Source organism: Streptomyces sp. NPDC059788 (genome assembly GCF_042732265.1).
Taxonomy (GTDB): domain Bacteria; phylum Actinomycetota; class Actinomycetes; order Streptomycetales; family Streptomycetaceae; genus Streptomyces.
Genome location: NZ_JBHWHY010000015.1, coordinates 16,699 through 31,748 on the forward strand (window position 1 = coordinate 16,699; position 15,050 = coordinate 31,748).

Below are 15,050 nucleotides of genomic sequence, written 5' to 3' on the forward strand. Positions count from 1 at the left end.
CGCTATCGCTTGTCGTCGGTGAATCCGGCTTCCAGTTCGTCGATCTGCCCCTGGGCGAGATCGAGGAGGCCGAAGTCGGAGGGGGTGTGACCGCCCGCGGCGGGATCGGTGGTGTGCGCGGCCAGGCCGGCCAGCAGGTCCAGCCACGCCCGGCCGGTGCGTTCGGCCGCCGCCGCGTCCGCGGCGTGGGCGGGCCCGCCGAGCGTGAGGGTCAGTTCCGGCTCGTCCGGGGTGCCCCGGACGACCGCGCCCGCCTCCAGGGCGCGGGTGGCGGGCCGCGCCGGCCGGGACGCGCCGTCGGCTGCCGTGGGGCCGGCCGGCTGCCAGGGCGCGTCCGCCGGTCCGGTGCGGGACCGGTCCCGGTGGGTGAAGGAGAGGCGCGGTTCCGGCAGGCCGGCCGGGTCCGCACCGGCCCCGGGGTCGGCACGCAGTTGTTCCTTGACGGCCTTCAACAACGTACCGGCCGCCGGCCCGCCTGCCCAAGCGCCGTCCAAATCGGCGCCGGACAGGTCCAGTCGCACGGTGCGGGTGAGCGTGAACCGGCCCACGGTACGGGCCAGTTCGGAGCTCTCCGTAGCCGCCAGCAGCTGTCCGCTGTAAGGATGCGTCTGCCTGCCGTCCGTCTCGACGTCCACCAGGACGCCCGCCCCGGGGTCCAGGCGCGTGATCGCGCCCGCCAGGGCGGCGAGCAGCACCTCGTGGGCCTCGCAGTGGTAGAGGTGCAGGGTCCGGTGCAGCAGGGTGGCGGCCGTGTCGCGCGGTACGGTCCACGACCGGTGGTGTCCGGGAGCGGAGGTGTCGGGTTCCGTATGCGGCCGGGCGGCGGCCGGGCTCTCCTCGTCCGCCGGGGTGCCCAGTTCGGCGGCCCACCGCCGGAAGGACGTGCCGACCGGCGCGAGTTCCGGTACGGCACCCGCTGCCACGGCCGCGCAGGCCGCCGCGAGGTCGGTGACGACGATGTGCCAGGACGGCTCGTCCACGACGAGGTGGTGGGCCACGAGGGCCAGGCGTCCGGTGCGTCCGGCTCCGGTGTCCAGCCACACCGCCCGGAGCGCGGGCCCCGTCGCGGGGTCCAGCCGCTCCGCCGCCTCGCGGGCGGCCCGGTCCGCGACGGCGTCCAGGTCGCCGTCGGGGATGCGGGTGCCGTCGATACGGGTGACCACCGAGGCGGCGTCCACCGTGCCGCGTTCGCCGGCCACCAGCACCGGCTGCCCGTCCTCGCCCGGCTCCACCCGGGCCCGCAGCATGTCGTGCGTGTCGAGTACGGCGGCGAGTCCGCCCGTCAGCGTGTGCGCCTCCAGCCCGGCCGGCGCGGTCACGACGATCCGCTCCGCGAGGCCCCGGCCGAAGGCGCTTCCGCCCGGCGCCCGCATCGCGGGGGTGGGGGCGACCGGGCCCGTACCGACGTTCCCGGCCGCTCGGGCGCGGTCCGCCGCCCCGGCCGATTCCACGGCCTCCGCGAGGCGTTCGGGGGTCGGCTGCTCGAAGACCTGGCGCGGTGTCAGGGTCAGTCCGGCGCGGCGGGCCCGGGAGGCCAGCTGCATCGACATGACGGAGTCGCCGCCGACGTGGAAGAAGTTGTCGTCGATGCCCACCCGTTCGAGGCCCAGGACCTCGGCGAACAGGGTGCACAGGGTCTCCTCCACCGGGGTGCGCGGCGCGCGTCCGGACACCTGCCCGGCGAAGTCCGGGGCGGGCAGGGCCCGGCGGTCGATCTTCCCGTTCGGGGTGAGCGGCAGCCGGTCCAGCGGCACCAGGGCCGCGGGGACCATGTACTCCGGCAGGCGTTCCGCGACGTGCGTGCGCAGGGCGGCCAGCAGCGCCCCCGTGTCGCGGCCCGCGGCCGGCGCGTTGGTCCACGCCGTCAGCGGCGCCGCCGGGTCCGCCGGCCCGCCCGTCGGCACGTACGTGTCCACCGGCGCGCTGCCGTCGGCCAGTTCGGAGCGGACGAACGCCAGGTCCAGTGCCTCCGGTGTACCGGCGGACCAGGTGGCGGCCACCCAGTAGCCCAGGCTCTCCCCCAGCTCGTGGAACGCCTCGACGTCCGGGGTGTCGGCGCCGGGCACGCGGGTGCGGGCGGTACCGCCGCCGGCCGGCAGCGCGGCCGGGTCCCCGCCGTCCTGGACGACGCGGGCGAGCGCCGCTTCGTACGTCACCCGGGTGTTGGGCACGCCGGTGACGCGCAGCCGGTCCGGCCGCTCGCCGTCCAGGTGGCGCCGGAGCGCGGCGAGGCCGCCGTCGCGGCCCGTCCAGGCCCGTTCGGGCGCGCCGTCGAGGGAGAGCACGGCGGCTCCCCGCTTGTGCAGCGTCACGTCGTAGCGGTACCGGGTCAGTTCGTTGTGGTGGTGTCCCCGCTTGAGCCGGATGTCCACCCCGGCGGCGTCCGGCAGCCGGTCGAGCAGTGCCGTGAAGAACTCGGGGTCGACCAGGAGTTCCTTCTCCAGTACGACGCTGCGCTCGACGGCCCGCCGCAGCGCGGCCACGTCGCCGTCGTCCGTCGCGCGGCCCGCGTGCACGGCGGTGGCCAGGGCCCGCAGCAGCCGTACGTTGCGTACGTCGCCGACGAACAGCGCGCCGCCGGGCGCCAGCAGCCGCAGGGCCTGTTCCACGACCTCCTGGAGGTATCCGGCGTTGGGGAAGTACTGCGCGACGGAGTTGAGCACGATCGTGTCGAAGTACCCGGCGGGCAGGCCGTCGGCCTCGTGGGCCGCCTGGGTGCGCAGTTCGACCCGTCCGGCCAGCGCAGGGTCGCGGTCCACGTGCCGCCGCAGTTCCCCGATCGCCGAGGCGGAGAAGTCGGTGCCCCAGTACGTCTCGCAGTCCGGGGCGAGCCGGGACAGCAGCAGGCCGGTGCCCACGCCGAGTTCCAGCACCCGGCGCGGCCGCAGGGCGCGGATGCGTTCGACGGTCCGCGCCCGCCATTCGCGCATCTGCTCCAGCGGGATCGGCTGCCCGTCGTAACTGCTGTTCCATCCGGCGAAGTTCTCGCCGAGGACGTCGGACTCCGGGTTGGCGTGCAGGGTGTCGTACAGGTCCTGCCACTCCTCGACCTGCTCGTGTTCGAGCTGCTCGTCCCGGGTCCCGGCGGCCGTGTCCGCGACGACGTAGCCGACCAGGCGGCGTTCGCCGGGCCGGTCCTCGCGGGCCACCACGACGGCCTGTCCGACGGCCGGGTGGGTGGCGAGCGCGGCCTCGATCTCGCCCGGCTCGACGCGGTATCCGCGCACCTTGACCTGGGCGTCGGCGCGGCCGACGAAGACCAGCTCGCCGTCCGGGGTCCAGCGCGCCAGGTCGCCGGTGCGGTACATCCTCTCGCCGGGCGCGAACGGGCAGGCCACGAAGCGTTCGCCGGTCAGGCTCGGCCGGCCAAGGTAGCCGCGGGCGAGGTTCGCGCCGGTGACGTACAGCTCCCCGGCGACGTCCGGCGGGACCGGCTGGAGGAAGGCGTCGAGCACATACGCGCGGGAGTTGGCGATGGGGCGTCCGATCGGTACGGCCCCGGCGTCCGGGGTCAGCGGCGCGCTCATCGTGGCGCACACCGTCGTCTCGGTCGGCCCGTACGCGTTGACCATCCGGCGGGTCCCGGCCCAGCGGGCGGGCAGGCCCGGCGGGCACGCCTCGCCCGCCACGGTCAGCGTCTCCAGGGACGCGGGCAGTTCCTCGGCGACCGCGAGCACGCTCGGCGGGACCGTGGCGTGGGTGATGTCCCACCGGCGCAGCGCGGCGCCCAGCGGCGCGCGGGGCGGCAGGGCGTCCGGGCCGGGGACGACCGAGGCGGCGCCGGAGAGCAGGGCCATGCACAGTTCGGAGACCGCGGCGTCGAAGCTCAGCGACGCCATCTGCAGGACCCGGGAGTCGGGTGTCACCGCGAACCGCTCGATCTGTGCGCGCGCCAGGTTGCCCAGGCCGGCGTGCGGGACGACGACGCCTTTGGGACGTCCGGTGGAGCCGGAGGTGTAGGTGACGTAGGCGGGGTGGGCCGGGCGCAGCGGCGCGGTGCGCTCGTCGTCGGTCACCGGCTCTCCCGGCCGGGCGGCGACGGCTGCCGCCACGGCCTCGTCGTCCAGGACCACCACGCGTCCGCCGAATCCGTCCGGTACGACGTGCCGGGTCTGCGTGGTGCACAGCAGCACCGGCGGTCCGGCGTCCGCGAGGACGTACGCGACGCGCTCCGCCGGATGGGCGGGGTCGATCGGTACGAACGCGCCGCCCGCCATCGACACGGCGAGCACGGCGGTGACCATCGCCGCCGACCGCTGTACGGCCACCGCGACGCGCTGTTCCGGCCCGACGCCGAGCCCGGTCAGGTGGCGGGCCAGCCGCCCGGCCTCCTGTTCCAGTTCGCGGTAGGTCAGGGTGCGGTCGTCGGTCACCAGGGCCGTCGCGTCCGGGGACTGCCGGGCCTGGCGGGCGAACAGCTCGGGCAGCGTGGCGGCGGGGGCAGGTGCAGCCGTCCGGTTCCACCGCGTCTCGACCAGTTCGCGTTCGTCCTCGCCCAGCAGGCGGATTCGGCCCACCGGCGTACGCGGTTCCGCGACGACCTGTTCCAGGGCCCGGACCAGCGCGGCCTGCATCCGCTCGGCGCGGGCGCGCGAGAAGACGTCCGGCCGGTAGATGAAGTCGCCCTGGGCGCGTTCGCCGGGGGCCACGATCCAGGTGAGCGGGTAGTGGCCGCGGTCCTCGGGGATGCCGGCCGGGCGTACGGCGAGGGCGTCCGGGTCGGCCGGTGTCCCGGGCGGCTGGGGGTAGTTCTCGTAGACCACCAGCGTGTCGAAGGTCGCGCCGGGGCCTGCGAGGTGCTGGATCTCCGGCAGCCCGACGTGCTGGTGGGCCATCAGCGCGCTGCGGCGCTGCTGAAGGTCGGTGAGCAGGTCCACGACCGGCTGCGCGCCGTCCAGGTGGACCCGTACCGGCAGGGTGTTGATGAACAGGCCGATCATCGACTCGACGCCCGGCAGCTCCGGCGGCCGGCCGGCGACGGTGGTGCCGAAGACCACGTCGTCGCGGCCGGTCAGCCGGGCCAGCAGCAGGGCCCACATGCCTTGCAGCACGGTGTTCGTCGTCAGGCCGAGCCCGCGGGTCAGTTCCGTCAGGCCGCGCGTGAGTTCGTCGCTCAGCTCGAAGCGGATGCGCTCCGGCACCGCGGGCGCCCGGACCAGTTCGGCGGGCACCACGCTGGTCGGCTCGTCCACCCCGGCGAGTTCCGCCCGCCACGCGGCGCGCGCGGCCTCCTTGTCCTGGCGGTCGAGCCAGGACAGGTATTCGCGGTAGGAGGTGGCGGGCGGCAGCGTGCGGTCGTGGCCGCCCGCCGCGTACACCGACGCCATCTCGTCGATCAGCACCGGCAGGGACCAGCCGTCCTTGACGATGTGGTGGCTGGTCAGGACCAGCATGTGCCGCCGTTCGCCGAGCCGGACCAGCAGCAGCCGCAGCAGCGGCGGCACCGTCAGGTCCAGACGGTGTTCGCGGTCGCCGTCGGCCAGTGCCTGGAGTGCGGCCGGTACGTCGTCGTCGGCCAGTCCTGACAGGTCCGCCTCGCGCCACGGCAGGGGTACGTCCCTGGCGATGACCTGTACGGTTTCGCCCGTCGCGCGCGGGTGGAAGCCGGCCCGCAGGGAGGGATGCCGTACCAGCAGCGTCTCCCATGTGGCCCGCAGGCGGGCGACGTCGAGCGGACCGGCCAGTTCCATCATCCGCTGGCCCTCGTAGATGTCCGGGCCGTCCTCGTCGAAAGCCGCGTGGAACAGCAGCCCTTCCTGGAGGGGCGACAGCGGCCAGATGTCCGCCAGGGACGGCACGGCGGCCTCCAGTTCCTCCACGGCCTCCTGGGTCAGCTCCAGGAGGGGGAAGTCGGAGGGCGTGTGCCCCCCCGCGCCGGGACGGTCGGTGTGCGCGGCCAGGCCGGCGAGCGCCGCCAGCCAGTCCTGCCCGATCCGCTGCACCGCGGCCTCGTCCAGGAGGCCGCCGGGCCCGCTGAGGGTGAGGGTGAGTGCGGGCCCGTCGGGGCCGTCCTGGACCACCGCGCCCGCTTCGAGGGCGTGCCGGGCGGGCATGTCCTCGTCCACGGAGCCGCCGAGCGCCGACTCCCCGGCCATCTCCCAGGGCGCCACCGTCTCCGGTGCGGCTCCGGCGGTGAACCGGCCGAGGTAGTTGAACGCGATCTGCGGGGCCGGGAGCGCGGCCAGCTCAGGGCCCGTCTCCGGGTTGAGGTGGCGCAGCAGCTCGTGCCCGAGGCCGTCGCCGGGTATCGCGCGTGCCTGTTCCTTGACGGTCTTGAGCAGCGCTCCGGCCGCGGGCCCGCCCGCCATGGCCTGGGCCAGGTCGAGTCCGGCCAGGCGCAGCCGCAGCGGGTGCGTGCTGGTGAACCAGCCGACCGTACGGGAGAGGTCGGCGCCCGCGACCGGTTCGCGCCCGTGCCCTTCGATGTCCACGAGGACCCCGGCGCCGGTGTCCTGGCCGCGTTCCTCCTGCCGCCGGGTCACGGCGGCGGCCAGCGCGGCCAGCAGCACGTCGTGGACGCCGCAGTGGAAGGCGGCCGGTGTCCGGGCCGCGAGTACGGCGGCCGTGGGCCGGGGCGCGGTCCAGGTGAGGCGGCTTACGGTCGCCGCGGTGTCCCGCGCCGGGTCGAGGGCCCGCTCGCCCACCAGCGGGTCGGGGCCGTCGAGCAGCGCGGTCCAGTGGTCCAGTTCCGCGGTGCGGGCGGGGTCGGCGGCCTGTGCGGCCAGCAGGTCCGACCACTGTTTGAAGGAGGTCGCGACCGGGTCGGGTTCCGGTTCGCGGCCCGCCGCCACGGCTTCGCAGGCGGCTTGCAGGTCCGGGACGAGGATGCGCCAGGAGACGCCGTCGACGGCCAGGTGGTGGACGGCGAGCACCAGCCGGCCGGTCCGCGTGGGACCGGCGTCCAGCCAGACGGCCCGGACCAGGACGCCGTCGGCGGGCGACAGGCGCCGCACCGCCTCGCGTGCGGCGCCGTCCGCGAGCCCGTCCAGGCCGTCGTCCGGTATGTGTGCGGCGTCGACGCGGCCGACCAGCGGCGTCGCGTCCACCGTGCCGCGCGCGGACACGCGCAGCGCCGGTTCCGGGCCGTCCGTCACGCGGGCCCGCAGCATGTCGTGCGTGTCCAGTACGGCGGCCAGCCCGGCGGCCAGCACGTCCTGGCCCAGCCCGGCCGGGGCGCCGAGAACCGCCCACTGCGCGAACTCGCCGCGCGTCGCGGCCGGTACGCCGAGGGCCCGTACGACCGGGGCCCAGGCGACCTCGCCCGCCCCGTCGTCGGCCGTGTCCGGCGCGGAGCCGGAGCCGTCGCCGTCCTCGGCGGTCTCCGCCACCTCGGCCAGCCGTTCGGGGGTCTTCTCCTCGAAGACCTGCCAGGGCGTGACCACCACTTTGGCGCGCCGGGCGCGGGAGACCAGTTGCAGCGACATGATCGAGTCGCCGCCCAGCTCGAAGAAGCTGTCCCCGACGCCGACCTGGTCCAGGCCCAGCACCTCGGCGAACAGCGCGCACAGGATCTCCTCGGTCCCGGTGCGCGGCGCCCGCCCGGAGGCGCGCGCGGCGAAGTCGGGCGCGGGCAGCGCGGCCCGGTCGACCTTGCCGTTCGCGGTCACCGGGAGCCGGTCGAGCACCACCACGGCGGCCGGGACCAGGTATTCGGGCAGCAGCGTGGCCACGTGCCCGCGGACGGCTTCCGCGTCCACGGGTGTCCCGTCCGGCACGACGTACCCGATCAGGCGCCGTTCGCCGGGCCGGTCCTCGCGGGCGGCCACGACGGCCTGGGCGACCGCCGGGTGTCCGGCCAGCGCCGCTTCCACCTCGCCCGGCTCCACCCGGTAGCCGCGCACCTTGACCTGCGTGTCCGTCCGCCCGGCGAAGACCAGTTCGCCGTCGTACGTCCAGCGGGCGCGGTCGCCCGTGCGGTACATCCTCCCCCGGCCTTCGGCCGGGGGGACCCCCATGCCGGGCGGGAACGGGCAGGCGACGAACCGTTCGGCCGTCGCACCGGGGCGGTCGAGGTAGCCGCGGGCCAGGCCCGCCCCGGCGAGGTACAGCTCGCCGTCCACACCCGGCGGTACGGGCCGGAGGAACGCGTCGAGCACGTACGCCCGCCGGTCGGGCAGTGGGCGCCCGATCGGCAGCACGTCGTCCGTGACGGGCTCGCCGGGCCGCAGCCGGTGCCAGGTGGCGCACAAGGTGGTCTCGGTGGGCCCGTACAGGTGGCGTACGGCGGTGTCCGGGCAGGCCGCGCGCACCCGCGCGACGGATGCCGCCGGGACCACGTCGCCGCCGGTCAGCACCTCGCGCAGGCCCGCGAAGCAGTCCGGCGCCTCCTCCGCGACGACGCGGAACAGGCCCGCCGTGAGGTGCACGGCCGTCACGCCCGCCGCCACCGCCTCGCGGACGCGCCGGGCGTCGACGGTGCCGGGGGCGGCGGCCACCACGCGGGCGCCCGTGGCCAGCGGCGCCCAGATCTCGTACAGGGAGGCGTCGAAGACGTGCGGGGCGTGCATGAGCACCGCGTCGTCCGGGCCGAGCGACCAGCCCGGCTCCCCTGCCAGGGCCGCCACGCCGCCGTGCGGCACGGCCACGCCCTTCGGCACACCGGTCGAGCCGGAGGTGTACATCACGTACGCCAGGTCCTCGGCGGACACCGCCTGCCGCGGCGCCCCGGCCGGGCACGCCGCCACGGCCGTCCGCACCTGGGGGTCGTCCAGCACGACCACCCGCCCGGCCGCATCCGCCGGAACCGCCGACCGCGTTGCCTCGGTGCACAGCACAACCGCCGGCCCGCAGTCGCCCAGCATGAACGCCACCCGCTCCGCCGGATACCCGGCATCCACAGGCACGTACGCAGCCCCCGCCTTCCACACACCCAGCAGCGCCACAACCAGCTCCGCCGACCGCTCCAACACCACCGCGACCCGCTCACCACGCCCCACACCCAGACCGCCCAGATACACAGCAAGACGATCCGACTCCCTGTCCAACTCCCCATATTGAACAGTTCGCCACCCGTCCACGACCGCCACCGCATCCGGCGCCGACACCACCCGCCGCGCGAACTGCTCCGGCACCGAGGCGGCGGACGGCTCCCCGGCCGTCACGGGGTTCCACCGCTCCACGGCCCGTTCGTGTTCGGGCGCGTTCAGCACGTCGATCCGGCCGACGGGGGCCCGCGGGTCCGCGACGACCTGTTCCAGTACGCGCACGACGCGCTCCCCGAGCTGCCGGGCCTCGCGCCGGTCGAACAGGTCCGGGCGGTACGTCACGTAGATCCGGAGCCGGTCGCCGGGGACGACCCCCACGGCCAGCGGGTAGTGGGTGCCTGCCACCAGATTCGCCTGACGGATCGTCACCTCGCCGCCCGCTCGCATGGAGCCGGACAGGGAGGCGGTGGTCCGCGGGTAGTTCTCGAACATCAGCATGGTGTCGAAGACCGCCCCGGGCCCGGCCAGGCCCTGCACCTCCGGCAGCCCGAGGTGCTGGTGGGCCAGCAGCGCGGACTGGCGCTCCTGGAGGCCGGTGAGCATCCGCAGGACCGGCTGCCCGCCGTCGAGCCGTACCCGTACCGGCTGGGTGTTGATGAACAGGCCCACCATCGACTCGACACCGGGCAGCTCCGGCGGCCGGCCGGACACGGTGCCGCCGAACACCACGTCGGTACGCCCGGCCAGGCGCGCCAGCACCATCGCCCAGGCGCCCTGCACCACGGTGTTGACGGTCAGGCCGTGGCGCCGGGCCAGCGCGGTCAGGGCCCGGGTGCCCTCCTCGGACAGTTCGGCGGCGCCGGTCTCGGGCTCCGCGGGTGCCCGGCCCTGGTCGGAGCGGGCCACCAGGGTGGATTCCTCGGCACCGGCGAGTTCCGCCTGCCAGGCGGCCCGTGCGGCGTCCCTGTCCTGCTCGCCCAGCCACGCCAGGTACGCGCCGTAGGAGACGCTCCGTTCCAGGGCCGCGCCGTCGCCGCCGGCCGCATAGGCCGCGCCGAGCTCGTCGAGGACGACCGGCATCGACCAGCCGTCCAGCAGGATGTGGTGGCTGGTCACCACCAGGAAGTGGCGGTCCGGTGCCAGGCGTACGAGCAGCAGCCGCAGCAGCGGTGCCGCCGCGAGGTCGAAGCGCCGGGCCCGCTCGTTGCCGGCCAGCCGCTCCAGCGCGGTCTGCCGCTCGGGCTCCGGCAGTGCCGACACGTCCGCCTCGCCCCAGGGCAGGTCCACTTCGCGGGCGACCACCTGCACGGTGTCGCCGGACTCCCGCTGGTGGAAGCTCGCCCGCAGTGCGTCGTGCCGGGCCAGCAGTGTCTGCCACGACGCGCGCAGCCGGGCGGCGTCGAGCGGCCCGTCCAGTTCCAGCAGCCGCTGGGTCTCGTAGACGTCCGGGCCCTCCTCGTCGAAGGCGGCGTGGAAGAGCAGCCCTTCCTGGAGGGGCGACAGCGGCCAGATGTCCGCCAGGGACGGCACGGCGGCCTCCAGGGCCTCCACGCTCTCCTGGGTGATGTCCAGCAGCGGGAAGTCGCCGGGGGTGTGTCCGCCCGCGCCGGGACTGTCGGCGTGCGCGGCCAGGCCGCCGAGGACGTCCAGCCAGGCCTGGCCGAGGCCCGCCACCGCGGTCTCGTCGAGGAGCGCGGCGGGCCAGCTCAGCGCGAGGTCCAGTTCCGGTCCGTCCGGGGTGTCGCGGACGACGGCGCTCGCCTCCAGGGCGTGCTGGACGGGCAGGTCCGGGGCTGCCGTGCCGCCGATCGCGGTGGCGCCGGCCGTCTGCCACGGGGCGACGGAGCCGTCGTCGGCGCCCGCGGCGAAGCGGCCGAGGTAGTTGAAGCCGAGCTGCGGGGCCGGGAAGGCGGCCAGCGCGGGGCCCGTGACCGGGTTGAGGTGGCGCAGCAGGGCGTGGCCGAGGCCGTCGCCGGGTATCGCGCGTGCCTGTTCCTTGACGGTCTTGAGCAGCACGCCGGCGGCGGGTCCGCCGGTGAGCGCCTGCGGCAGGTCGATGCCGGAGAGGTCCAGGCGGACGGGGTGGACGCTGGTGAACCAGCCCACCGTGCGGGACAGGTCCGTGCCGTCGAGCGGTTCGCGACCGTGCCCTTCGACATCCACCAGGAGTCCGTCGCCGGTGCCGGATTCCGTGCCGGTGTGCGGCCACCGGTGCGCGACCGCGCCCGCGAGCGAGGCCAGCAGCACGTCGTGCGCTCCGCAGTGGAACGCTCCGGGCGCGCGGTTCAGTACGGCGGCGGCCGTTTCGCCGGTCAGCGTCCACGAGCGGCGGCGCAAAGTGTCCGCGGTGTCCGTGTCCGGGTCGGGGGCGCGGGTGCTGAGCAGGGGGTTCGCGGTGTCGAGCAGGGCGGCCCAGTCCGCGAGTTCGGCCGTACGGGTCTCGTCGGCCGCCTGAACGGTGAGGAGTTCGGACCAGCGGCGGAAGGACGTGCCGACGGGGTCGAGTTCGGGCGCCTGTCCTGCCGCCACGGCTTCGCAGGCGGCCCGGAGGTCGGGCGCGAGGATGCGCCAGGACACGCCGTCCACGACCAGGTGGTGCGCGACCAGGGCCAGCCGCCCGGTGCGCCGCGGCCCGGCGTCCACCCATACCGCCCGGACCATGGTGCCCGCGGCCGGGTCGAGCCGGGCGGCGGCCTCGTGGGCCGCGTCCTCCGCGATGCCGTCCAGGGCGGCGGCCGGTGCGTCCGTGGCGTCGATACGGGTGACGAGCGCGGCGGCGTCGACCGTTCCGACGCCGGGCACGTGCAGCGTGGGCTCATCGCCGGGCCGCGCTTGTGCCCGCAGTACGGCGTGGGTGTCCAGGACGGCGGCCAGCCCGGCGGCCAGTGTGTCCTGTCCCAGTCCGGCCGGCGCCCCCATGATCATCCACTGGGCGAAGCCGGGGCGGGCGGCGCGCTCTCCCAGCGCCCGCATCACGGGCGTCCAGGGTATGTCGCCGTCGCCCGGGTCGGGCGCCGCGCGGTCCGCGGTGCCGGTACGGGCCGCCACCGCCGCCAGCCGCCCGGGGGTCCCGAGGTCGAAGACCTGACGAGGCGTCAGAATCAGTCCGGCGCGGCGGGCCCGCGACACCAGCTGCATCGAGCCGATCGAGTCGCCGCCCAGGGCGAAGAAGTTGTCGTCGGTCCCCACCCGTTCCAGGCCGAGCACCTCGGCGAACAGGCCGCACAGGATCTCCTCGGCGCCGGTGCGCGGCGCCCGCCCGGACACCCGTCCCGCGAAGTCGGGGGCGGGCAGCGCCACACGGTCCACCTTGCCGTTGGCCGTCACGGGCAGGGACGGCAGCACCAGTACGGCCGCGGGGACCATGTAGTCCGGCAGCACCTTGGCGACGTGTTCGCGGATCTGGTCCGCTGCCGCCTCCTGCCCGTCGGGCACCACGTAGCCCACCAGGCGGCGTTCGCCGGGGCCGTCCGCGCGGGCCACGACCACGGCCTGGCCGACCGCCGGGTGCGCGGTCAGCGCCGCCTCCACCTCGCCCAGCTCGACCCGGAACCCGCGCACCTTGACCTGCGCGTCCGCCCGCCCGACGAAGACCAGTTCACCCTCGGGCGACCAGCGCGCCAGGTCGCCGGTCCGGTACATCCTCCCGCCCGCGGCGAACGGGCACGCCACGAAGCGCTCGGCGCTGAGCCCCGCGCGCCGCCAATAGCCCTGTGCCAGCCCGGTACCGGCGACGTACAGTTCGCCGACGACGTCCGGGGGTACGGGGTGCAGGAACGCGTCCAGGACGTACACCTGCCGGTTGTCCAGCGGGCGGCCCACCGGCAGTTCGGGGCCCGCCGCGTCGCCGGGCCGCAGGTGGTGCCAGGTGGCGCACAGGGTGACCTCGGTGGGCCCGTACAGATGCCGTACGGACACCTCCGGGCACGCCTCGCGCACGCGCGCGACGGACGCGGCCGGGACCACGTCACCGCCGGTCAGCACCTCGCGCAGGCCCGCGAAGCACCCCGGGTCCTCTTCCGCGACCACCCGGAACAGACCGGCCGTGACGTGCGCCGCCGACACCCCGCCCGCCACGGCCTCACGGATGCGCTGCGCGTCCACCGCGCCCGGCCGTGCCACCTCGACCCGGCCGCCGGAGACCAGCGGCACCCAGATCTCGAACAGCGACACGTCGAAGGCGTGCGGGGCGTGCATCAGCACCGTGTCGTCCGGACCGGCGGACCAGCCGCGCCCGCCCGTCAGCGCCGCCACGCTGCCGTGCGGCACGGCCACGCCCTTCGGCACACCGGTGGAACCGGAGGTGTACATGACGTACGCCAGGTCGTGGGCCGTCGGCAGCGCCCGGGGAGCCGGGGCCCGGTACGCGGCGGCCTCCGGCGCGTCCAGCACGACCAGCCGCCCGTCCGTGTCCACCGGAACCGCCGAGCGCGTCGCCTCCGCGCACACCACGGCCGCCGGTCCGGAGTCGGCCAGCATGAACGCGATCCGCTCCGCCGGATACCCCGCGTCCACCGGCACGTACGCCGCACCGGCCCGCCACACCGCCAGCAGCGCCACCACCAGGTCGGCCGACCGCTCCAGCACGACGGCGACGCGGTCGCCGCGCCCCACGCCCAGGCCGTTCAGGTACGCGGCCAGCCGGCCCGATTCCGCGTCCAGTTCGCGGTACGTCAGCGTCCGCCGCCCGTCCGCGACGGCCACGGCGTCCGGTGCCTCCGTCACCCGCGCCGCGAACAGCTCCGGCACCGACGGCCCCGCCGTCTCCGCCGCCGTCGCGTTCCACCCGTCCACGACCAGGTGCCGTTCGTCCGCCCCCAGCACCCCGATCCGGCCCACCGGCGCCGACGGGTCCGCCACCGCCTGTTCCAGCACCCGCACCAGCCTGGCGAACACGGCCTCGGCGGTGCGGCGGTCGAACAGGTCCGGCCGGAAGTCCAGCTTGCAGAGCATCCGCCCGCCCGGCACGACGACCAGCGTGAAGGGGTAGTGGGAGGTCTCCCGCCCTTCGAGGAAGCGGAGGGCGAAGGCACCGGGCCCGGTGGCGCCGGCGGGCGCGGCGGGGTAGTTCTCGAAGACCACCAGCGTGTCGAAGACCGCTCCGGGCCCGGCCAGCTTCTGGATCTCCGCCAGGCCCAGGTGCTGGTGGGACATGAGCGCGGTCTGCCGCTCCTGGATGCCGGCGAGGAGCCGGTGCAGCGGCTGCCCGCCGTCGAGCGGGACGCGGACCGGCAGCGTGTTGATGAACAGGCCCACCATCGACTCGACACCGGGCAGCGCGTCGGGGCGGCCCGCCACCGTGGCGCCGAACACCACGTCGTCGCGCCCGGCCAGCCGCGCCAGGAGCAGCGCCCAGGCGCCCTGGATCACGGTGTTCACCGTCAGCTTGTGGGCGCGGGCCAGCTCCACCAGGCCGCGCGTCAGGTCCTCGGGAAGCTCGCTGATCAGGCTCTCCGGGACGACGGGCAGCCGGGCCGGGTCGGCCGGGGCCACGAGGGTCGGCTCGTCGTTGCCGGCCAGCTCCGCCCGCCACGCCTGCCGGGCGGCGTCCTTGTCCTGCCGGTTCAGCCAGGCCAGGTAGTCGCGGTAGCGGGCCGCCCGGGGCAGCCCGCCGGCGTCGCCGTCCGCCGCGTACACCGTGGTCAGCTCGTTGAGCAGGACCGGCATCGACCAGCCGTCCATCAGGACGTGGTGGGAGGTGATGACCAGCCGGTGCCGCTCGGTGCCGAGGCGGATCAGCAGCAGACGCAGCAGGGGCGGTACCGCCGGGTCGAAGCGCTCGGCCCGCTCCCGTGCGGCCAGCCGTTCGGCCTCGGCGTCCGCCTCGGCCCCGCCCAGGCCCGACACGTCGGCCTCCCGCCACGGCAGTTCCACCTCGCGCGCGACGACCTGCACCGCGTCGCCCGACCTGCGCCGTCGGAAGCCCGCCCGCAGCACCGGATGCCGGGCGACCAGCGCCTCCCAGGAGGCGCGCAGCCGGTCCGCGTCCAGCGGGCCGTCCAGGGCCAGTGTCCGCTGCCCCTGGTAGACGTCCGGGCCCTCCTCGTCGAAGGCGGCGTGGAACAGCAGCCCTTCCTGCAACGGCGAGAGCGGCCACACGTCCTCGACAAGAGATCGGGTCATCGC

General features: G+C 75.7%; 1 protein-coding gene. It reads right to left on the reverse strand.

Translation table 11 applies throughout. The features are described from left to right. Nucleotides 1–2 precede the first annotated feature (2 nt). Nucleotides 3–15,047, reverse strand: coding sequence for an amino acid adenylation domain-containing protein (locus ACFV57_RS15060; RefSeq protein ID WP_385230875.1), 15,045 nt, complete (start codon nt 15,045–15,047; stop codon nt 3–5). Between the last annotated feature and the right edge of the window lie 3 nt (nt 15,048–15,050).

Coding starts and splice junctions, on each gene's coding strand:
- ACFV57_RS15060 (WP_385230875.1), bottom strand. CDS start 15,047: ATGACCCGATCTCTTGTCGAGGACGTGTGGCCGCTCTCGCCGTTGCAG.